This is a genomic window from Streptomyces sp. NPDC056580, assembly GCF_042793175.1.
Classification (GTDB): Bacteria; Actinomycetota; Actinomycetes; order Streptomycetales; family Streptomycetaceae; genus Streptomyces.
This window is the reverse complement of record NZ_JBHTVE010000006.1, coordinates 1-20,831: the sequence shown is the minus strand read 5'-3', so window position 1 is coordinate 20,831 and position 20,831 is coordinate 1. Positions and strand designations below refer to the sequence as shown.

General features: G+C 74.7%; 17 protein-coding genes. 8 read left to right on the top strand and 9 right to left on the bottom strand.

Annotation, left to right across the window (positions count from 1 at the left end; all coding sequences use genetic code 11):
• Window positions 1-123: 123 nt before the first annotated feature.
• The 4 genes from ACFQ9Z_RS13885 to ACFQ9Z_RS13870 form a co-directional block, all read right to left on the bottom strand.
• Window positions 124-423, bottom strand: coding sequence for an acylphosphatase (locus tag ACFQ9Z_RS13885; RefSeq protein WP_383015906.1), 300 nt, complete (start codon window positions 421-423; stop codon window positions 124-126).
• Entirely contained in the window at window positions 420-761 is a 342-nt protein-coding gene (locus tag ACFQ9Z_RS13880; RefSeq protein ID WP_383015903.1) for a hypothetical protein, read from the bottom strand. Before ACFQ9Z_RS13880 ends, ACFQ9Z_RS13885 begins: the two co-directional genes overlap by 4 nt.
• A 34-nt stretch (window positions 762-795) precedes the next feature.
• Entirely contained in the window at window positions 796-2,937 is a 2,142-nt protein-coding gene (locus ACFQ9Z_RS13875; protein WP_383015900.1) for an acetoacetate decarboxylase family protein, read from the bottom strand.
• Between the two features lie 245 nt (window positions 2,938-3,182).
• Window positions 3,183-3,641 (bottom strand): flavodoxin family protein, encoded by a 459-nt coding sequence (locus ACFQ9Z_RS13870; RefSeq protein ID WP_383015897.1) that lies wholly within the window; start codon window positions 3,639-3,641, stop codon window positions 3,183-3,185.
• A 121-nt stretch (window positions 3,642-3,762) separates the two neighbouring features.
• On the opposite strand from ACFQ9Z_RS13870, the gene ACFQ9Z_RS13865 reads away from it, so the two are divergent.
• Window positions 3,763-4,404: a class I SAM-dependent methyltransferase gene (locus ACFQ9Z_RS13865; protein WP_383015894.1), complete on the top strand. Its 642-nt coding sequence runs from the start codon at window positions 3,763-3,765 to the stop codon at window positions 4,402-4,404.
• Window positions 4,405-4,419: 15 nt separating this feature from the next.
• On the opposite strand, the gene ACFQ9Z_RS13860 is transcribed toward ACFQ9Z_RS13865, so the two are convergent.
• Window positions 4,420-5,745: a lipase family protein gene (locus ACFQ9Z_RS13860; RefSeq protein ID WP_383015891.1), complete on the bottom strand. Its 1,326-nt coding sequence runs from the start codon at window positions 5,743-5,745 to the stop codon at window positions 4,420-4,422.
• Window positions 5,746-5,928: 183 nt separating this feature from the next.
• Between ACFQ9Z_RS13860 and ACFQ9Z_RS13855 the strand changes: the two genes are divergently transcribed.
• Window positions 5,929-6,648, top strand: a complete 720-nt coding sequence (locus ACFQ9Z_RS13855) for a lipoprotein (RefSeq protein WP_383015888.1) — start codon at window positions 5,929-5,931, stop codon at window positions 6,646-6,648.
• Window positions 6,649-6,671: 23 nt separating this feature from the next.
• Here the strand turns inward: ACFQ9Z_RS13855 and ACFQ9Z_RS13850 are convergent, their stop codons facing one another.
• Both ACFQ9Z_RS13850 and ACFQ9Z_RS13845 read right to left on the bottom strand, forming a co-directional pair.
• Entirely contained in the window at window positions 6,672-7,304 is a 633-nt protein-coding gene (locus ACFQ9Z_RS13850; RefSeq protein ID WP_383015885.1) for a GNAT family N-acetyltransferase, read from the bottom strand.
• 134 nt (window positions 7,305-7,438) lie between these two features.
• Window positions 7,439-9,472, bottom strand: coding sequence for a DUF1996 domain-containing protein (locus tag ACFQ9Z_RS13845; protein WP_383017122.1), 2,034 nt, complete (start codon window positions 9,470-9,472; stop codon window positions 7,439-7,441).
• Window positions 9,473-9,935: 463 nt separating this feature from the next.
• Between ACFQ9Z_RS13845 and ACFQ9Z_RS13840 the strand changes: the two genes are divergently transcribed.
• From ACFQ9Z_RS13840 to ACFQ9Z_RS13820, 5 genes are all read left to right on the top strand, one after another.
• Window positions 9,936-11,417, top strand: coding sequence for an NlpC/P60 family protein (locus ACFQ9Z_RS13840; RefSeq protein ID WP_383015882.1), 1,482 nt, complete (start codon window positions 9,936-9,938; stop codon window positions 11,415-11,417).
• 189 nt (window positions 11,418-11,606) lie between these two features.
• Window positions 11,607-12,971 carry an FAD-dependent oxidoreductase gene (locus tag ACFQ9Z_RS13835; protein ID WP_383015880.1) on the top strand — a complete coding sequence of 455 codons (1,365 nt, stop codon included), beginning with the start codon at window positions 11,607-11,609 and terminating at the stop codon, window positions 12,969-12,971.
• 384 nt (window positions 12,972-13,355) lie between these two features.
• Window positions 13,356-14,546 carry a hypothetical protein gene (locus tag ACFQ9Z_RS13830; RefSeq protein WP_383015878.1) on the top strand — a complete coding sequence of 397 codons (1,191 nt, stop codon included), beginning with the start codon at window positions 13,356-13,358 and terminating at the stop codon, window positions 14,544-14,546.
• A gap of 111 nt (window positions 14,547-14,657) precedes the next feature.
• Entirely contained in the window at window positions 14,658-14,981 is a 324-nt protein-coding gene (locus ACFQ9Z_RS13825) for a YkvA family protein (protein ID WP_383015875.1), read from the top strand.
• 292 nt (window positions 14,982-15,273) lie between these two features.
• Window positions 15,274-17,895, top strand: a complete 2,622-nt coding sequence (locus ACFQ9Z_RS13820; protein ID WP_383017119.1) for a SpoIIE family protein phosphatase — start codon at window positions 15,274-15,276, stop codon at window positions 17,893-17,895.
• A 116-nt stretch (window positions 17,896-18,011) separates the two neighbouring features.
• Here the strand turns inward: ACFQ9Z_RS13820 and ACFQ9Z_RS13815 are convergent, their stop codons facing one another.
• Both ACFQ9Z_RS13815 and ACFQ9Z_RS13810 read right to left on the bottom strand, forming a co-directional pair.
• On the bottom strand, window positions 18,012-18,248 hold the full coding sequence (locus ACFQ9Z_RS13815) for a hypothetical protein (RefSeq protein ID WP_383015871.1): 237 nt from the start codon (window positions 18,246-18,248) through the stop codon (window positions 18,012-18,014).
• Window positions 18,249-18,364: 116 nt separating this feature from the next.
• Window positions 18,365-20,200 (bottom strand): glycoside hydrolase family 15 protein, encoded by a 1,836-nt coding sequence (locus ACFQ9Z_RS13810; protein ID WP_383015868.1) that lies wholly within the window; start codon window positions 20,198-20,200, stop codon window positions 18,365-18,367.
• 217 nt (window positions 20,201-20,417) lie between these two features.
• Here ACFQ9Z_RS13810 and ACFQ9Z_RS13805 point away from each other — a divergent pair, with 217 nt between their 5' ends.
• A complete protein-coding gene (locus ACFQ9Z_RS13805; RefSeq protein ID WP_383015865.1) occupies window positions 20,418-20,624 on the top strand; it encodes a hypothetical protein in 207 nt (68 codons plus the stop codon).
• Window positions 20,625-20,831 lie beyond the last annotated feature (207 nt).

Genomic DNA, 20,831 nt, shown 5'->3' with positions numbered 1-20,831 from the left:
CGACCGGACGATCCCGGGCGTCGACGGACCGTAAGACCCCGAATCCCTTCCGTCGGTTCCCTTTTCGCGTCCTCTCCTTCCCGGGGGCCGGACACGGACACGAGGCGCCCGCGTGGCGGCTGCCTAGCGTGGGCCGTCGCCGGGCGCGGCGTCGGGCAGTACGCGGAAGCCGGACAGGCCCTCGGGGGACTCGCTCACGCCCGTGCAGCGCGTCACCCTGGCTGCCGGCGGGCCCTGCTCCGCCCAGCGCGCGAGATGGGCGACGTCGTCGGGGCGACCCTCGAACACGGCCTCCACGTCACCGTCGTGCAGGTTGCGCACCCAACCGGCCACACCATGCTCCTCGGCGAGCCGCCGGCAGGTGTCGCGGTAGAAGACCCCTTGGACGCGTCCGCTGACGCGCACATGCCGCCGTACCGTCATCCCCGCGCACCCCTGTCCTCGCCCGGCACCGCCCACGGCTGGTACCGGCCGGCGCCGGCCGGCGGTCCGCCCCGTCCGTTCGCGGTGGCCCGCCGGTGCGCGAGCAGCGCGTCGGCGGCGGTGCGCAGCCTGCGCGCCGCGACACGGCAGGCGGCCGCCTGGCGTTCCAGGGCCCGGCGGCTCGACTCGGGCGCCGCGGTGCCGGTCAGCGCCCGGGCGGTGGCCAGCAGCCGCCGGGCGTAGCCCTCCAGCAGGTCGGCGTCGGCGCGCAACGCGACCGCCCGGTCGAGGATCTCGACGGGCGAGGGCATCGTGCGGGGCAGCAACTCGGTGACCAAGACGGCTCCCAACTCACGGATCGGTGCGTTCGGTTCAGCGCGGCAGCACGGCGCCGGCGCTGCGGTGGGCCGTGAACCGCGGTTGGTGCAGCACGAAGAGCGGCCGGGCCCGGTCGATGCCGAGCCGGCGCAGCTGTCCGGCCATGGGTTCGGCCGCCGCCGTGTCAAGGCGCAGCCGCACCCGGGCGCCGGCGTGCAGCCGCGGTGCGCCGTGGGCGCGGACCAGGGTGCGCACCGTGGAGCCGTCGCGCCGGCCGTACAGCGCCCAGTCCGGCTGCGGGCAGCGTGCGCCGCGGCCGAGGCGGCCGGCCACCACGAGGCCGGTCTCCATGGTGGCGAACCCGAGGTGGCGCCCCATCAGGTCGGCCACGGCCGAGCCGAGGGTGGCGGGCTGGCCCCAGACCTCCCGGGCGACGGCACGGGCCTCCTCGCTGCTGACGGCGAGGGAGAGGACCTGCCGGCCGGTACGGCGCAGGTCGGCGCGGCGCAGCAGGTCGGCGGCGAGGTCGTACGGGCGCGGCCGCCACAGGTCGGCCACCGGCACCGTCAGGGCGACCTCGGTGTAGGGGCCGATGGTCGAGCAGCGGTGCTCGTACAGCGACAGCACCGCCAGCGCCCGGCCGGTCGCCCGGCCGGGCAAGGTCCGGCCGCCGGCGGGCAGCAGGGCCTGCGCCGTCCCGGCGTCGACGAGGTAGCACAGGTGGGCGGCGGAGGAGTCGTAGTAGCGCACCGGCACGTCCACCGGGCCGGCCGTGGTGGCGACGGAGGCGGTGGGCAGGGTGAGGAAGGGGTGCCCCTCGGGCGGGTGGGCGCGGTTCCTGAGCCGGTAGGCCTGAGTGCGTACGACCGGGCCCCGGTAGGGCGTGAGCGCGTCGTCGACGGTCTCGCGGGCCTGGGGGACGACGGCCCGCAGGTGCTCGATGTAGTCGCGGACCGTGTGGCGCAGCGGGAACGGGCCGGCGGGTCCGGCGTAGTCGAGTTCGTACCGGTTGGGGTCCGGGCCGGTCCCGGGGCCGCCGGGCCGGCCGTCGGAGGCGTGCGCCATGTCGTGCTGGTCGGTGATGGCGGCGGTCCAGGTGCCCGGATCGGCGGCGGGGAGTCCGGCGGCCGGGGAGCCGACGGTTATGACGTGGGTGATCCGGTAGGCGCGGCAGAAGTCCGGGTCCCGGGCGAGGTTGAGCAGCGCGGTGCCGCCCTCGCCGTGCCCGATCAGGGCGAGCTCGGCGCCGCGCGGGATGCCGTAGTCCGCGAGGGCGAGCCGGATCGAGCGGGTGTGGGGCGAGTCGGTGGCGAACAGGTCGTGCCAGGCGTCGGCGAAGTCGCGCGGGCCGTCCTCGCGGGGCCGTCCGGGCGGGGTGCCGGGGGCCTGGACGGCGTAGCGGACGACGCCGTCGGGGCCGCGCACGTTCTGCACCAGGATCCGTCCGTCGCCGGACAGTACGTGGATGTTGCGCAGGAAGCCGAGGAAGGACCCTTCGGCGGCGATGGTCTGCCGCTCCTGTTCGGTGAGGTCGACGGCCTCGGCCGCGGCCTCGCCCCTGTCCCTGGCGTGGACGGGCGGCACGGGGGCGGCGGGCGGCGGTCCGTCCGGCGGGCCGGGGACGAGCGCCCAGCCGGGTCCGTCGCCGGGCCTTGCCCCGCCCTCCAGAAGCCGCCTGACGGCTATGAGTTCGGTCATCAGGGGGGTGAGGCCGGCCAGGGCGCGCTGTGCTCCCGGGTCGCGGAACAGGGCGCGCAGGGACCGTACGGCCGCCGGGTCGCCGCCGGCCGCGAGGGCGTCCGTCAGCCGCCGGGTGCCCGGGTCGCGGGCGAACTCGGGGTGGCCGGCCAGCACGGCGGCGACCCTCAGCCGCAGCGCGGTGACCGCCACCCAGGCGGGCAGTCCGGCACGGCCGGGCAGCCGTACCGGACTGCCCGGCGGCACGGCCGCCGGACGGCCGAGTCCCTGCCCGCCGGTCAGGGCGCGCAGCAGCGCCCAGCGGGCGGCCAGGGCGGTCCGGCGGCGGTGCGGGGAGCCGGCGAGCCGGGGGTCGAGCAGGGCCGCGCCGGTGCGCGCGGACACCGCGCCGATGCCCTCGGCGACGTCCAGTACGTCCTCGGCGCACCGGCGCAGCAGTTCCCCGGCGTCCTGGCCGTCCGGCCGGGGCCGTCCGGAGGCGTGGCCGTCCGCTCGCATCCGACGCTCCCTAGGGTCGACGACGTGCGTGCGCGGCCGGGCCCTCGAAGGCCGGCCGCGGTCCCATCGTGGGCGAGGGACACCACGCCCGCACCTTCGCCTGCCGGCCCGCGCCCGCCCGACCGGGCGGAACACGGGATTCGGGCCGGCCGGCAGGCACCCGGACGGCCTAGCGTCCGCCCGGCGCCGGGCGTCCGGGCAGGCCCCGGACGAGGGCCGACGGCGGCCCCCGTACCGTGCCGCCGTCAGCCCTCGTCCATGAGCCCGGCCGCGACCGTGGCGCCCAGGTCCCAGCAGGCCTGGACGTCGGACCTGCCGGGTGCGCCGGTGACGGTCACCGCATCGGCGGCACGGCGCCAGCCGAGGCCGGTGGTGACGGTCTCGACGGCTCGGACGGCGCCCGTGACGTCGTTGCCGCCGTGGACCCAGTAGCCGAAGGGCCGTCCCCGGGTCTCGTCCAGGCACGGGTAGTAGATCTGGTCGAAGAAGTGCTTGAGGGCGCCGGACATGTAGCCGAGGTTCGCCGGGGTGCCGAGGAGATAGCCGTCGGCCTCCAGGACGTCGGCGGCGGTGGCGGACAGCGCCGCCCGCCGCACGACGCGGACGCCCTCGATCTCCGGTGTGGTCGCGCCGGAGACGACGGCCTCGAACAGTTCCTGGCAGTTGGGCGAGGGGGTGTGATGCACGATCAGCAAGGTGGGCACGCCCCGAACCCTGCCCTGCCGGTACCGGACCCGCAAACCGCGCCCGGCGCGCGGCGTTGTCGGACGCGGACCGGGAGTGCGACGATGCCCGGCACCCGCAGGCGACGACAGAGGAGCCGTCTTGACCGAGGACGACCACCGGGCACCGGCCGCCGTGCTGTTCGACACGCTCGGCCTCGACTACGAGAAAGCGTTCGCCGCCTCTGAGGCGCACCGCGACTCCCTGCGCTGGCTGCTGGACCGGCTGGAGCCGGGCAGCAGAGTGCTGGACGTGGGCAGCGGGACGGGACGGCCGACCGCGCGGGCCCTCGCCGACGCCGGGCACGAGGTGCTCGGCGTCGACGTCTCCCCGGTCATGGTCGACCTCGCCTCCGGGCAGGTGCCCGGGGCCGTCTTCCGTCTCGGCGACATCCGTGAACTGACCCTCGACGAGGCTTCGTTCGACGCGGTGTGCGTCTACTTCTCACTGCTGCAGATGACCCGCGCCGAGCAGTCGGCCGTGGTGGCGCGGCTGGCCCGGGCGCTGCGGCCGGGCGGGTACGCCGTGCTGGCCACCGTGCCCCTCGACCTGGAGGGCGCCGAGGGGCTGTTCATGGGGCAGCCGGTACGGGTGACCAGCTTCACGGCCGGGGACTTCGCCGCGCTGGCGACCGGGGCGGGTCTGACGGTACTGGCGGCGGAGCACGCCGAGTTCGCCCCGGCCCATCCCGGCGCCGTGCCCGAACCGCACCTGTTCCTGCACTGCCGGCGCGCGTCCGGCTGAGCGCGCCGGACGCGGTCAGGGCCGGATGGGCAGCGACCAGCAGGTGGAACCGGCCGGCTTGCCGGCCAGGCGGTCGGTCAGCCAGTCGATGGCGTCGCCCTGGTCGGCGATCAGCGGTGCCAAGTGGTTGAGCAGGGAGCGGCCCAACGGGAGCGCCACGACCGGCACGTAGGTGACGTCGGCGCCCTTGCGGCACCAGTCGACGGCGAGGGTGCGGGCCTGCGCGTGCGGGACCAGGTCGTCGTTGACCCCGGTCGCCACCCGGACCGGGCCGGCCGGCTTCGCCCGGCCGATGCGCTGCCGGTCGAGGAAGTCCTGCAGCGCGGGCTCGGCCGCGATGACGTCGCTGAGGGAGGAGCCGTCCGTCGTCCAGGCGGTGCTGTGCGCCGAGTTGTAGGAGAGGATGGCGTCTCCGGCGCACATGGTCGACAGGTCTTCGAGCGCCGCCTTGCCGGCCGCGTCGAGGCGCTTGTCGGCGATCGTCCGCAGGGCGGGGTCGGCCTGCAGGAAGCCGTTGACGGCCCAGGCGAGGGCGCCGGCCAGGTCGCTGCCGTCGATGGCTCTGGTGACGGCGGCCAGATCGGCGGGCGGGGCACCCGAGTAGGTGCCGGCCAGGGTGACGTCGGGGGCGTAGGCCGGCTGGAGTTCGGCGGCGGAGGCCGTGGCGCCGCCGCCCTCGCTGTAGCCGTACAGACCGACGGGCGAGGCGGCCGTCACGGACGTGCCCGGCAGGTTCCGGGCGGCGCGCACGGCGTCCAGCACGGCGTGCCCGCCGTCGAGGCGGTTGACGTAGGTGTGCAGCCGGTCGGTGGCGCCCAGGCCGGCGTAGTCGGTGACGACGACGGCGACGCCCCTGGCGAGCAGGCGGTAGATCGCCAGGTCCTCGTAACCGACGGACACCGTCCCGGCGTTGAGGCTCAGCGGGTGTTCCAGGCCGAGGGAGGCGGCACACTGGTCGCCCTGCCCCATGGTGCCGGGCGCGACGGCGATCAGGGGGCGCGGTCCGCCGTGCTTCCAGGCGGCGGCCGGTTCGATGTAGGCGCCGGTCACGGCGACCGGACTCCCGGTCGAGTCGGTCGACTTGTACATCAGCCGGGTGGCCCGGCCGGGCAGCGGGCCGTCGAGGCCGGGCAGGCTCAGCGCGAGCGGAAGGTGCTCGCTGCGCACGAGGGCGCCGTCCGCGGCGGGCAGGGTGGCGGGCGGGTCGTAGAAGGCGGGGATGGTGACCCCCCGGGACGCGACGGTGTCCGAGGCTGCGGCGGGCAGTGCCAGGGCGGCCTGTGCGCCCAGGCAGACGGCGACGGCGAGCGCGAGCACCGGAAGACGGGTGCGTGCGGGCATGGCGGACCTCCCGAGTGGTGGGGCAGGGGGTTCCGATGTGGGTGGCACGGACCTTACTGTCGAGTAAGTTACTGGCGGTAGCCCACGGAAGGTCACGGTTGGGTAATGAGACGCCGCGTCAGCAGCGGCAGCGCGAGCCGCTCCCCGCCCCGCCTTCGGCCTCTGCGCTACAGTGTCCGGCCGATGATCGGGGAGGGGACGGTGCAGGTCAAGGTGGGGATCATGCGCGGCGGGGCAGTGGGTCTGACGGTCGGATCGGCGCTCCTGACGGCGGTGCTGAGCGGATGCACCGAGTCGTCCACGGCGCAGGACGGGGGCGAGCCCAGCCGGCCGGCGAAGGCGGCGGCGAGCGCCGCGACGGCGGCCCGCGGAGGCACGGTCGGCGCGGCCGGCTCGGCCTGCGAACTGCCCGTCAGCTTCGACGTCGCCGAGCACTGGAAGGCCGAGGGCGTCGACGCCGGGGCGGAGCTGTCGAAGGCGTCGAAGGGCGCGGACGGCGGCCTGACGGGCGACCTCGCCGACGCCTTCCTGCGCCAGGGACCGGTCACCGCCGCCTGCGAGATCGACGCCAAGCCGGCCGGGAACATCGGTTTCCTGCGCGTGTGGACCGGAAAGCCCGGCGACACGGACGCGCGCACCGCACTGCGGGAGTTCGTGGCGGCCGAGGACAACGCCGGCGGGGCCGAGTACCACTCCTTCCGGACGGCCACCGGCGTGCCCGGCGTCGAGGTCGAGTACCTGTACACGAGCAAGCTCCTCGACGAGACGAAGAAGGAGACCGCCCTCGCGGTGAGCACTCCGGACGGGCCGGTCGTGCTGCACCTCGGCGGCATGGACACCGAGGAGCACGAGGAGATGCGGCCCGCCTACGAACTCGCCAAGCGGACCCTGCGCGTCCGCTGACGGACCGCTCCGGCCGGCCCGGTTCAGCCGTCCGCCGCGGCCCGGCCCAGATAGGTGAGCGGGCCCGGGTCGCGGACCGGGATCACGTGGAAGCCGAGTCGGTCGTAGAAGGCGCGCGCGGCCGTGTTGGCGGTGACCATACCGAGGTGGACGGCCGGAACGCCCTGCCGGTGCAGGGCGTCGAGCAGCGCGCCCATCAACCGGCGCCCGTGTCCGCGCCGCTGCCAGGGCGGAAGCAGGTCGATGTGCAAGTGGGCCGGGTAGGCGACGAGTTCGGGGAGGATCATGCGCTCGGGGTGGTGCAGCAGGCCGATCATCTCCTCGCTGGGCGTGCGCGGTGGCGCCACCGGGGCCGGGTAACGCTCGGCCACCAGGGGGATCCACACCTGCCGGCAGTCCTTGACGAAGCGCTCGGTGTCCGCCGTGCCGACCACGTAGCCCACGGCCCGGCCCTCACCGTCGTCCAGCACGAAGGCGAGGTCCGGGTCGAAGTGGCAGTAGGGCTCGGCGAAGATCGTCGGCATCAGGCGCGGGTCGGGGTAGATCGCCCGGGAGTCACCGCCGTTGTGCGCGGTGCGGACGCAGACGTCGGCGACCGCGTCGCGGTCGGCCGGGCGGTAGGGACGGACGAACGGGCTCGGGGCGTTGGTCGGCATGGGGACATGCTCCCGCTCCTGGGAGCGCTCCCACAAGGGATTTGCCCGACCCCGGGCGACGGAACGGCGGCCACACCCGCGAGGGGAGGGCCGCCGTTCGCGGACCGGGTCCGGCGTCGGGGCCGGCGGGGTCGTCAGTGGGTCAGGCGCTTGGCCCTGAGCAGCATGAACAGACCGGCGAGCGCCAGCAGGACCCCGATGCCGGCGGGCCACAGGTCGGCCCCGGTCTCGGCGAGTCCGCCCCGGCCGGCTGCCTGCGGTTCCGGCTGGGCGACCGGCGCCTGGGACCGGGCGGCCGCGGACTGCGCGGCCGTGGGCTGGACGCCGCCGCCGTCGGCCGCCGGCGCGGGTGCGGTCCCGGTGGCCGGGCCGGCCTCGCCGGCGCCGCCCGAGCCGGACGAAGTGGCCGGAGCGCCCGTGGAGTTGGCGTCGCCGCCGGCCGCCTCGGTCCGCCTGTCGCCGTCGGCGGGTTCGGTCCGCTTGCCGTCCCCGGCCGGCTTGCCGTGCTTCGTGGTGTTCGCCGGTGCGGTCGTCGCGTCGGTCCTCGGCTCCTCGGCCGGGGCGGAGGAGGACGGCTCGGCCGTGGCCGTGGCACCCGTGCCGGGCTCGGCCGTGGCCGTGGCACCCGTGCCGGGCTCACCCGGGGCGCCGCCCCCCGGTTCGTCCGTCGCACCGGCACCGGGGCTCCGGCTCGGGGCCGCGGTGGCGCCGGAGTCGCCGCCGCCCGGACCGCACGTGCGGCCGGAGTTGATGCAGTCGACCATCTCGCGCATCAGGCCCTCGTCGAAGACGTTGATGAAGTCGCCGTGGTCGGTGACCGGCTTGTGCAACTGCTCCGGGAAGGAGTCCACGGCGAACAGCGGCACCGTCCGCCCGCCGTCGTTCAGGCTCGGCGCCTTGACGTCGTAGACGATGCGCTGGACGAGCTGCGGGATCGCCTGGAAACCCGCGGGGCACGCGCCGTCCGGCGTCGCGAACGCCACGTGCGTGCGGTGGTTGGCGCTGTCGATGTTGCGGCCGTCCCAGCAGCTCTGGAAGCGGAAGGTGCGCACCACGTCGCTGCCGGCCGGGCACAGCGGGTACTTGTCCTTGAGCTGCCGGTCCTCGAAACCGGTGCAGCTCCAGGAGGCGTTGGCGTTGGTGGGCCCGTTGACGAAGGCCTTGGCGTCACCGGTGATGATGCGCAGCAGGCGCGGCATGGCGGTGACCTTGCCCTGCGGGCTGCCGACGAAGGTAAGGGTGACGTCCTTGGGGGTGACGATCTGGCCCGCGTTGCCTTCCGTGCCGCCACCGGGCGCACCGGCGTCCCGCTCCTGCTTGCCGTTCTGCAGGCGCACCACCGGCCAGTAGTACGTCGACCTGTCGCCCTTGTCGACGCAGCTCGTGTCGGCCTTGGCCAGGTCGTCGTCGCTGGCGAAGGCGGTGTTGGACTGGTTGCCGACGTAGTCGTGGAAATGGTGGGCGCCGTTGGAGACGCCGGGAGCCACGATGACGTTGTCGGAGTTGAACAGGCCGTTCGCGTTGACGCCGCACTCGGTGGTGAAGGTGCCGCGCGAGGCGCCGTCCCGCTGGGGCAGGGCCGGGGCGTTGGGCTGTACGGCGGTGATGTCCGCGTAGTCCGAGGCCACGGGCCCGTTGCCGCCCTGCCCCGCACCCGCCTGCCCGGCGCCGTTCTGCCCCTGGCCGCCGTCCTGCGGGCCGCCGGTCCCCGGTGCGGCGGTGGCCTGGCCGGCCGCTTCGGCGCCGGCGCCGTCCTGGCCCGGGCGCAGGGTGCAGGCGGCCAGGGACTCCAGACCCTCCGGCCGGTCCCCGGCCCGGTCCACGGCGGCGGCGATGCGTTCGATCGCCGCCGCCCGCTTCTCCTTCAGCGGGTTCATGATCGGGCCGTCGGCGGCGCCCGGGTCCTGGCGGATCTGCTCGGCCGACGCCTGGAGTTGCCGATAGGCCGTGGCCGTCTGCTCGTCGAGCCCGGCGAGTTCGCGGTCCACGTCGGCACGGGCGTCGTCCGGGACCGACGTCAGCCGGCTCCCCACGTCCGGGCAGTCGATCGTGGCCATGCCCGCGGACCTGACCTGTCCGGTGGCGGCCTGGTCCGGCCCGCCGCCCCAACCGCCCTCCGTGGCCGAGGCGTAGACGTTCACGGCGGCGAGGCCGCCTCCGCCCAGCATCAGGGCGACCGCTGCGAAGGTCGCGCGTCGTGCGCCGGTCGGGCGTCTGCGCCTGTTGCTTGCCAAGGTGGTCCCCTTGTGTGGAGCGGTCGGTCGGGCATGGCGTCCCCGCGTCCCATACGCAGGGCGGAACCGCGGCGTTCAACCGAAACGGGAATTCACCGGGATCTCACAGGAAACCGTGGTCACACCGGCGGCGGCAGCGTACGGCAGTTCGAGACGGGTGGCACGGCCACGCAGGAGAGCGGAACAGTCTTCCCACTCGAACAGCGCCGCGAACATCACAAATACGTATCGGACATTCCGCCCTGCAACCTTCACACCGAGCACACAAGTTGGCTAGGTTGACCGCCAGGCCGCCCGGCTGCCCGCAGCGAATCCGCCGTGGCGTCCGGGGCCGGGGCTCGACCGACCCCGTGACCGGCCCGACCGCCCCGCGGGGCGAGGAAGGAGCACGTCTTCCATGGTGCCGGAGGGCCGCGACGAGGTTCGGCGGCGGATCGATTCCCTCTACGAACACGCGGAGAACGCGACCGGTAACTACAACGCGACCCGGGCGATGTCCGCGGCCGCCAGGAACCGGGGGGTCGCGCTCTCCAAGGGCTCCGGGCGGCGCCCGGAGCCGGGGGTCGACGCGGTGGCCCGGCAGTGGTTCGACGTGGTGCGCGCCGGCGTCGGTCCGACGGTCCCGGCAGTGCTCCCCGCCGACCGGCTGCCCGCGCCCCCCGCCGTCCCGGCCCGCTCGTGGGACCGTGCGGACGCCGGCGACCTGGACGCCCTGAGCGTCGCGCTGCCCGAGCTGGCGCCGGGCTCCGCCGGCCGTGCGGTGGCGGAGCTGACGAGCGGGCCCTCGACGGCGCCGGACGGCCGCCCCCGGGCCGCCCTGGAGGCGGGACCGTCCGGGCCCGGCAGCCGACTGGCGCTTCCGCCCACGGACGCCGCTGAGCGTCCGGCCGTCCTTGCCGCCCAAATCCCATCGGCGTTCAGCGAGTTGCCCGCGCCGCGCCCGCCTCTGCCGGTCGAGTGGGGTACGGCGGAGCAGGCCGGCCCCGCCCTCGTGGAGACGAGCGGCCCCGGCCCGGCGGGAACCGCCGTACTGCCCGTCGCCACACTTCCCGTGCCGCGGACCACCCCGGCGCGCACGCCTAGGGAACTGCCCGGCTCCGGCGCCGCACCCCGGCACCCCTCCCCCGCCGACTCCAAGACGGGCCGCCGCCGCAAACTGGCCGCGGCCCGCGACCTGCTGGCCCGGCACGCCGCGCAAGCCACTCCGGCGACAACGGAGTTCGCGGCGGCGACCGGGCAGTGGCAGCAGCCCCGGTGGACGGCGCCGAGCGCCCCCGCCTCCGTCGCCACCCCGGCGCCTCCGACGGACACGGGCTCTTTCGGGCGGCCCACGACCGGTGACAGTCTCACCGGCACCGGCACGTACACACCGCCGGCCGCCGCCGACACCTTCATACCGGCTGCCACCACCGGCTCCTTCTCACTGCCCACCACCACCGGCGCCTTCGCCGCGGCGACCTCCACCGGCCCGCTCCCCCCGCCCACGGCCAACGGCGCCCACGCCCGGTTCGCCACCGACACCTCCCGCGCCGCCAGGGCCATCGCGTTCGCCCGGGCGCAGATCGGCAAGCCGTGCGTCTGGGGCGCCACCGGGCCGGACTCCTACGACTGCTCCAGCCTCACCCGGGCCGCGTGGCAGGCCGCCGGGGTCACGCTGCCGCGCGCCGCGCACGAGCAGGCGCTGGCGGGCACCCCGGTCACCCTCGCGGCACTGGAACCGGGAGACCTCGTCCTCTTCTTCGACGACGACCGGCACGTGGGCCTGCACATCGGCGACGGCATGATGATCCACGCGCCGGGCCCGGGATCCACCATCCGCGAGGAGTCGGTCTACGGCGCCGGGGAGTCCGCGATCCACCGGGTGATCCGGCCGGCCTGACCCCCCGGGACCGCCGCGCCGGCCCGGCCGTGGGCCGGCGCATAAGCGGCTCCTTGCACCCTCATAAGATGGGCTTATGAGGTCATAGACCGGACCCGCGTACTAACTTAGGGCTGCCTTAGCTTAGGCTTCCCGATCGAGCGAGTCTCCTGTTCAGGCTCGAATGTTCACGCTCGAAGGGAACTGATCATGCCGCGCCCCCTGCGGGTAGCCATCGTCGGAGCCGGCCCGGCCGGGATCTACGCCGCCGACGCCCTGCTCAAGTCCGAGGTGGCCGCCGAGCCCGGCGTCTCCATCGACCTCTTCGAGCGGATGCCCGCCCCGTTCGGCCTGATCCGCTACGGCGTGGCGCCCGACCACCCGCGCATCAAGGGCATCATCACCGCCCTGCACCAGGTGCTCGACAAGCCGCAGATCCGCCTCTTCGGCAACGTCGACTACCCCACCGACATCAGCCTGGACGACCTGCGGGCGTTCTACGACGCGGTGATCTTCTCGACCGGCGCCACGGCCGACCGCGAGCTGTCCATACCCGGCATCGACCTGGACGGCTCCCACGGCGCCGCCGACTTCGTCTCCTGGTACGACGGCCACCCGGACGTGCCGCGCACCTGGCCGCTGGAGGCCGAGAAGGTGGCCGTGCTCGGCGTCGGCAACGTGGCGCTCGACGTCGCCCGCGTCCTCGCCAAGACGGCCGACGAGCTGCTGCCGACCGAGATCCCGCCGAACGTGTACGACGGCCTGAAGGCGAACCGGGCCAAGGAGATCCACGTCTTCGGCCGCCGCGGCCCGGCGCAGGCGAAGTTCAGCCCGATGGAGCTGCGCGAGCTGGACCACTCGCCCAACATCGAGGTCATCGTCGACCCCGAGGACATCGACTACGACGCGGGCTCCATCGAGACCCGGCGCGGCAACAAGCAGGCCGACATGGTCGCCAAGACCCTGGAGAACTGGGCGATCCGCGACGTCGGCGACCGGCCGCACAAGCTGTTCCTGCACTTCTTCGAGTCCCCGGCGGAGATCCTCGGCGAGGACGGCAGGGTCGTCGGCCTGCGCACCGAGCGCACCGCCCTCGACGGCACCGGGAACGTCAAGGGCACCGGCGAGTTCAAGGACTGGGACGTCACCGCCGTGTACCGGGCGGTCGGCTACCTCTCCGACAAGCTGCCCAAGCTCCCCTGGGACCTGGAGACCGGCACCGTCCCGGACGAGGGCGGCCGGGTCGTCGAGGAGAGCGGCGGCCACCTGCAGTCGACGTACGTCACCGGCTGGATCCGGCGCGGCCCCGTCGGCCTCATCGGCCACACCAAGGGCGACGCCAACGAGACCGTGGCCAACCTGCTGGACGACCACGCGAACGGCCGTCTGCATACTCCCGCCTCGCCGGCGCCGGAGGCCGTGGACGCCTTCCTCGCCGAGCGCGCGGTCCGCTTCACCACCTGGGAGGGCTGGTACAAGCTGGACGCCGCCGAGCGGGCGCTGGGCGAGCCGCAGGGCCGCGAGCGGGTGAAGCTCGTCGAGCGCGAGGACATGCTGCGGGAGAGCGGCGCGTGACTCCCCGGCGGACGGGTCCCGCCCCGCGAGGATGACGGGCGGGACCCCTCCGGCGGACCACCGCCGGCGAGCGGTGCGGTGACCGGCGCGCGTCACCGCACCGGCGCCCCGGCCGGGTGCGGGCCGCGCGTCACGTTCGTCGGCGCGCGTCATCGGTGCCGCCCCTCGCCGCGAGGCGCGCACTCCGCAAGGCGCACGCCCCGTCGTGCGCCGGGACCACCACCGCGCGCCGGGCGCACCGTTCCGCCACCGCGAGCCCGCTCGCGACACGCTTCGCGCCTCTGTCACCGGTGACGCGGCGCGCCGCCCGGGGCCCCGGCGTCGGATTCCGGCCGCCGACGGTGATACTGGGTAGCGCACCGGCCCCCATCAGCAGATTGGCCCATGTCGAACTCCGCCACCGACCGCGCCACCATCCCGCAGACCCTCTGGGCGGCCCGCGGCCGCCACCCCGGCCCCGCCGCCGAGGACGTCGTCCGCCGCACCCTCGGACGGCACAAGGAGAGCGGGGACATCGACGACTTCGCCGAGCCGCCCGCGCCCGACGACTCCCCCGAACGGACCTTCGAGGCCCGATGGCGGGCCGGGGGCACGGTGACCGTGCGGGCCCGGCTCACCCTCGTACCCCGGGCCGGCCGCCCCGAGGGGCAGGAGTGGACGCTCGTAGCCGAGGCGGAGCGGCCCTGGGACGACGCCTGGCCCTCCCCCGCGACCCTGTTCTGGCCCGAGGCCGGACCGGCGGAGAGCGCCGAGGGCGCCTGGGACCACCACCCGACCATCGCCGGCCTGCGCTTCCGGCAGGCCAACGCACTGCCCGAGGACGACAAGGAGACGCGGCGGCGGCTGAAGGACGCCGCCCGTGAGTCCTGGTGCGTCCACGTGGTCGTGCACGAGGCGATGACGCCCGGCGAGCAGGGCCGGCTGCCCCTCGCACGGCTGCTGCCGCCGGGGCTCCGGCACCGCGTGATGGAGCACCGGGCGGCGCCGCAGCAGTTCCGTGCCGTCAACTGGGCGCTGAAGGACCTCGGTGTCGAGGTGCCGCGCGGCGGTGCCGTGCTGCTGCCCCCGGACCCGGCCCCCGAGGACTACGACGGCCGGGAGCACAGCGTGCGCACCGTCTTCCTGGACGGCGCGGAGCCGACCGGGCTGGTGGCGGCGCTTCGTCACTTCGTGGCCCTCCCCCGGCCGCTGCCGCGCGGCGCCGAGGAGGCGCTCACGGACCTGCGCGAGAACTGGACGCTGACGACCCTCCAGGAGGAGCTGGAGCGGCAGCGGGAGCTGGTCGCCATGTACGCCGACGCGCTGGAGGCCATGACGAAGTCCCGGGACCTGTACCGGGAGGCCGCCGAGCAGGCGCACCAGGCGCTGGCCGCCCTCCGCGACGCTCCCGCGCCCCTGCCGCAGCAGCAGCGGTCCGGCGCCAGGACGCCCGCCGCGCTGCAGCAGCTCACACGGACCTTCGAACGGCTGCGCCTCACCGCCAAGGGACCGCGTCCGGCACCGGCCCCGGACGGCCCGCCGACGGCTCCCGGAGCACCCGGCACCGACGGCGCCGGCGCGATGGAGCCGGGGTAGCGGGCCCACCGCGGGGCGGTACGTCGGCCGGGAGCGGGCAGAGGGAGGGGAAGGGGAAGTGAACGGGTCCGTACCGGCCCGCCCCGTCCGTCACGAGGGTCTGGAGGCCGCATGGATTCCACCGCGACCTGGCTGGTGATCGGCGCCGTCGTCGCGGCGGTGCTGCTCGCCGTCGCCGTCGTCCTTCTGGTGCGCCTGGTCCGCGCCCGGCGCGACCTCAGGCGTGCCGGGCTGCCCACGGGACCGCGGTGGGTGTTCTGGGGCGCCATCGCGTACCTGGTGCTGCCCACCGATCTGCTGCCGGACCCGGTGTACCTGGACGACATCGCCGTCCTGCTGCTCGCCCTGCGCAGCCTGCGGACCGGTCGCGTCCTGCCGGGCGGGACCGGGCTGGGGGCCGACGGCGCCCTGCCGCCGAAGACCCGCAAGTCCTGATCCCGGACCCGCGCCTCACCCACGGCCGCCGCCCGCGACGCGGCCGCCCGTCCCGACGGCACGGTGCCGCCGCGCGCCGCCCGGCGGCAGCCCAGTGGCGGTGAACGGGGGCCGCCGGGCGGTCCCCGCGGCAGCCGGCTCCGCCACGCCCTCGCCTCCCGGGGCCGCGCAGTGTAGACATGGGCTCATGGTCCGACTGCCCGGCCGGCCCGAGACTCGGCCGCCCCGTTCCTTCGGGCATCCGCGCGCGCCTGGGCAGCGGATATCCGGCACGAACGGCGCGCCGCCCGGGATGCTGCGGTCGGCGGTGACCGGGCGCAGCGTCGCCGGACAGGTGTTCCTGCTGCAAGTGGTGATCGTGCTGCTGCTGGTCGTGTCGGCGGTGGTGGCCCAGGTGCTCCAGGTGCGGCACGACAGCGACCAGGAGGCGCGCAACCGCTCGCTCGCCGTCGCCCAGTCGTTCGCCAACGCGCCCGGCACGGCGGCCGCGTTGCGCGCCCCGGACCCGACGGCCGTCCTGCAGCCGCGCACCGAGGCCACCCGCAAGGCCACCGGCGTGGACTTCGTCGTCGTGATGTCGACCGACGGCACCCGGTACACCCATCCCAACACCGGCCGGATCGGCCAGCAGTTCGTCGGGACGATCGCGCCGGCCGTGGCCGGCGGCACGGTCGTCGAGGAGGTCAACGGGACCATCGGCCCGCTGATGCAGGTGGTGGTGCCGGTCAAGGACCAGGCCGGCAAGGTGGTGGGCCTGGTGGCGGCCGGCATCACCACCGCGCACGTGGGCGGTACCGCCGACCAGCAGCTCCCGCTGCTGCTCGCCGCGGCCGCGGCGGCGATGGCGCTGGCCACCGCGGGCACGGCCCTGGTCAGCAGACGGCTGCTGCGCCAGACGCACGGCCTCGGCCCGTCCGAGATGACCCGCATGTACGAGCACCACGACGCGGTTCTGCACTCCGTGCGGGAGGGCGTCCTGATCGTCGGCGGCGGCGGCCGGCTGCTGCTCGCCAACGACGAGGCGCAGCGGCTGCTGGACCTGCCCGAGGACGCCGAGCAGCGGCACGTGCTGGAGCTGGGGCTGGACGAGGAGACGGCCGGGCTGCTCGCCTCTGGACGGGTCGCGACCGATGAGGTGCATCTGGTCAAGGACCGGCTGCTGGCCATCAACCAGCGGCCGACCGACCTGCGCGGCGGGCCGCCGGGCAGTGTCACCACGCTGCGCGACTCCACGGAGCTGCGCGCCCTGTCCGGCCGCGCGGAGGTGGCGCGCGAGCGGCTGAACATGCTGTACGACGCCGGGGTGGGCATCGGCACGAGTCTGGACGTGGCCCGTACGGCGGAGGAACTGGCCGAGCTGGCCGTGCCCCGGTTCGCGGACTTCGTCACCGTGGACCTGTTCGACGCGGTGCTGAAGGGCGAGGAGCCGAAACCGGGCACCGCGCTGCGCCGGGCGGCGTTCAGCGGCATCCGCAAGGACGCCCCGCTGTATCCGTTGGGCGAGCGCATCCGGTTCGTGTCGACGTCGCCGCAGGCCCGGAGCCTGACGACCGGGCAGGCCGTCGTGGAGCCGGTGCTGCGCGAGGCGCCCGGCTGGCACGCGCAGGATCTGCGGCGCACCAGCGAGATCATGGCGTACGGGATCCACTCGCTGATCACCGTGCCGCTGCGGGCGGGCAGCCTGGTCCTGGGCCTGGCCAACTTCTGGCGCTCGGAGAAGCCGCAGCCGTTCGACGCCGAGGAACTGGCGCTCGCCGAGGAGCTGGTGGCGCGGGCGGCGGTGTCCATCGACAACGCGCGCCGCTACACGCGGGAGCACAGCATGGCGGTGGCCCTCCAGCGCAGCCTGCTGCCGCGCTCGCTGCCCGACCAGGGCGCCCTGGAGATCGCCTACCGCTATCTGCCGGCCCAGTCCGGGGTGGGCGGCGACTGGTTCGACGTGCTGCCGCTGTCCGGCGCCCGGGTTGCGCTGGTGGTGGGCGACGTGGTGGGGCACGGGCTGCACGCGGCGGCGACGATGGGCCGGCTGCGCACGGCGGTGCACAACTTCTCCGCGCTGGATCTGCCGCCGGACGAACTGCTCGGCCTGCTGGACGAGCTGGTGGGCCGCATCGACCAGGACGAGACCCCGGCCGACGGGGCCGCGGTCACCGGCGCGACCTGTCTGTACGCGGTGTACGACCCGGTGTCCCGGCGCTGCACCATCGCCCGGGCGGGGCACCCGCCGCCCGTACTGGTGCGCCCGGACGGCGAGGTGGAGTTCCCCGAGGTGCCCGCGGGTCCGCCCCTGGGCCTGGGCGGGCTGCCGTTCGAGACGGTCGACCTGGAACTGCCGGAGGGCAGCAGTCTGGTGCTCTACACCGACGGTCTGGTGGAGGACCGCGACCGGGACATCGACGTCGGCCTCGAGCTGCTGCGCGACGCGCTGCGCCGGACGCCGGGCGCCTCGCCCGAGGAGACCTGCCGGACCGTCCTGGACCACCTCCCGGCCCGGCCCAGCGACGACGTGGCGCTGATCGTGGCCCGCACCCGGGTCCTGGGCGACGACCGGGTCGCCGAGTGGCAGGTGCCGTCCGACCCGGCGGCCGTGGCCGAGGTGCGGGCCTCGGTGGTCCGTCAGCTCGACGGCTGGGGCCTGGCGGAGCTGTCGTTCAGCACGGAGCTGATCCTCAGCGAACTGGTGACCAACGCCATCCGGTACGGGCGCGGCCCGATCGGGGTGCGGCTGCTGCGCGAGCGGACGCTGATCTGCGAGGTCTCCGACGGCAGCACCACCTCACCGCACCTGCGGTACGCGGCGAGCACCGACGAGGGCGGCCGGGGCCTGTTCCTGGTGGCCCAGCTCGCCGACCGCTGGGGTACGAGGTACACGCCCAACGGAAAGATCATCTGGGCGGAACAGCCGTTGCCCTGACCGCCCCGGCCGGGGCCGCGTGGCCCGGTCTGCCGCCGGGGACGCGAGAAGCACCTGCGGGCGGGGCGGATTCGCCGCGCCCGCAGGTGCTTGCGGTACGTCCGGCGCGGGCCCGGTCAGCCGCCGCCGAGCCGGGAACGCAGCAGCTGCTTGCCCATCTCGGCGCCCTTGCGGCTGTCCGACTGGGCCTTGCGGAACAGGTCCACGACCTCGTCGTCCTTCTCGCGCTCGGCGTCCTGGATGTACTGCTCCAGGCGCAGCGCGTTGTTCAGGCACGCCTCGACATACCAGATGAGGTTGTAGTCCTTGTCGCGGGTTCCGGTGACGTCGCCGGTCTCACTGGTGCTGGTCATACGGGGTCTCCTCCTTCTGCGGACCCTGTGTCGTGCCCTCGGGCAGACCCCCGGGTACCCGTGCGGCCCGCGGGCACACGGCGCCGCCGCGGGCGGCGCGGGCGGCCGGTGCCGGGTCAGCCGAGGGCGCGGTCGAGGTTGAAGGCGGCACTGATCAGCGACAGATGGGTGAAGGCCTGCGGGAAGTTGCCCTGCTGCTCGCCGGTGCGGCCGATCTCCTCGGCGTACAGGCCCAGGTGGTTGGCGTAGGTCAGCATCTTCTCGAAGGCCAGCCGGGCCTCGTCGAGCCGCCCGGCCCGGACCATGGCCTCGACGTACCAGAACGAGCAGATGGAGAAGGTGCCCTCGTCGCCGCGCAGCCCGTCGGGGCTGGCCTGCGGGTCGTAGCGGTAGACGAGGGAGTCGGAGACCAGGTCCTCGGTGAGCGCGTCCAGGGTGGACAGCCACTTGGGGTCGGTGGGGGCGATGAACTTGGCGAGCGGCATCATGAGCACGGCCGCGTCGAGTACGTCGCTCTCGTCGTGCTGGACGAAGGCGCCGCGCCGCTCGGACCAGCCCCGGTCCATGATCCACCGGTAGACGGTGTCGCGGGACCGGCGCCAGCGGGGCAGGTCGGCGGGGAGTCCGCGCCGGTTGGCCAGGCGGATGGCCCGCTCCACGGCCACCCAGCACATCAGCCGTGAGTACAGGTAGTTGCGGCGGCCGCCCCGGGTCTCCCAGATGCCCTCGTCGGGCTGGTCCCAGTTGTCGCACACCCAGTCCACGAGGTGGCACACGTCGTCCCACTGGCCGCTGGAGATGGGCTGGGCCCACTTGTCGTAGAGGTAGATGGAGTCGATCAGGGCGCCGTAGATGTCGAGCTGGAGCTGGTCGGCGGCGGCGTTGCCGACCCGGACCGGGGCGGAGCCCAGATGCCCCTCCAGATGGGTGAGTTCGCGTTCGGGCAGGTCGGTGCGGCCGTCGATGCCGTACATGATCTGCAGTGGTCCGGAGTGGTCGCCGCAGCCGGGGCTGATGTGGGTGGTCAGGAACCGCATGAACGCCTCGGCCTCGCCGGTGAACCCGAGCCGCAGCAGCGCGTAGACGGCGAAGGCGGCGTCGCGCACCCACACGTAGCGGTAGTCCCAGTTGCGCTCGCCGCCGAGCTGCTCGGGCAGGCTGGTGGTGGGCGCGGCGACGATGGCGCCGGTGGGCGCGTAGGTCAGGAGCTTGAGGGTGAGCGCGGAGCGGTGCACCATCTCACGCCAGCGGCCCCGGTACCGGGACTGGTGCAGCCAGCGCCGCCAGTACGCGACGGTGGTGTTGAACTGGTGCTCGGCCTCCATGTGGGGGCAGCCGCGCGGCGGCACGTCCGCGCCGGCCTGGTCGAGGGCGAACACCGCGGTCTCGCCCTCGCCGAGCTTGAAGTCGGCCCACGCGTCCCGTGCGTCGCTCTCGAGGACGACGGTGGAGGTGAGGGCCAGGGACCGCTCGGGTGACTCGAAGACGACGAGCCCGTCCAGCCTGCGCACGGTGTGCGGGTCGGCGCCGTAGTTGAAGCGGGGCGCGACCCTGGTCCGGAAGGGAACGGTGCCGCGCACGCACACCACGCGCCGGATCAGCCGGTGCCGGTCCGACTCGGCGGAGAGTCCGTCGCCGGTGACCGGCATGAAGTCCTGCACCTCGCCGACGCCGTCCTCGGTGAAGAAGCGGGTGATCAGCACATTGGTGTCGGGGAAGTAGAACTGCTTGGTCCGGGCGGGCACGGCGGCGGCCAGCTCGAAGCAGCCGCCGCGCTCGGCGTCCAGGATCATCGCGAAGACGCTGGGCGAGTCGAAGGACGGCGAGCAGTACCAGTCGATCGTGCCGTTGCTGCCGACCAGTGCGACGCTGCGCAGGTCGCCGATGAGACCGTGCTCGGCGATCGGCAGGTAGCGGGGGGACGACTCCTGCGGGAAGCGCATGTCGGCCATCGTGGGCCTCCCCGGTGCGGGACACTGCTGTTTTCCACGGTATGGGTGGTTTTCCAGCTTACGGGCGAGTGCTTCGGTGTGGGCTGGGCAGGCGCTCCTCACCCCGTTCCGCGGCCCCTTCCGGATGCAGGGTCCGCCGCCGGGGTGAATGGTGAGAGGGTGCCCCGTTCGGCGGCACCGGCACGGATGCGGTCATCCGGACCGAGGAGGAGGCATCATGTCGACATCCACACCCGAGGGGTCCCGGTCGTCCGACGACCACTGCACCCCGGACGCCCTGCTCCACTCCGCTCCTTCGCAGGGTCTGACCCCCGAGGACCTGGTGATGGCGACGGGCAGGGACGTCACCCCGGCGGCCCTCGACTGGGCGCGCCGCAAGCTGGAGACCGAGGGTCCGTCGGCCATCGAGAAGCTCCTGCCCTGACAGGGCGTTCCGGGAAGCACTGCGGAGACCAACGGGGAGGGGCCGGGCGGGCGCGCGTCGTCGCAGGGCGCGCCCGCCCGGCGCCGAGTCGTGCCCGTGCCGCCGAACACATACGGACCGGAGCCCGGCCGTGGGGGGGGGGGGGCGGCGCGGGGGGCCCGGGCCCGGGGGGCGCCCGGGGGGGGGGGGGGCGCGGGGGGCCCCCCC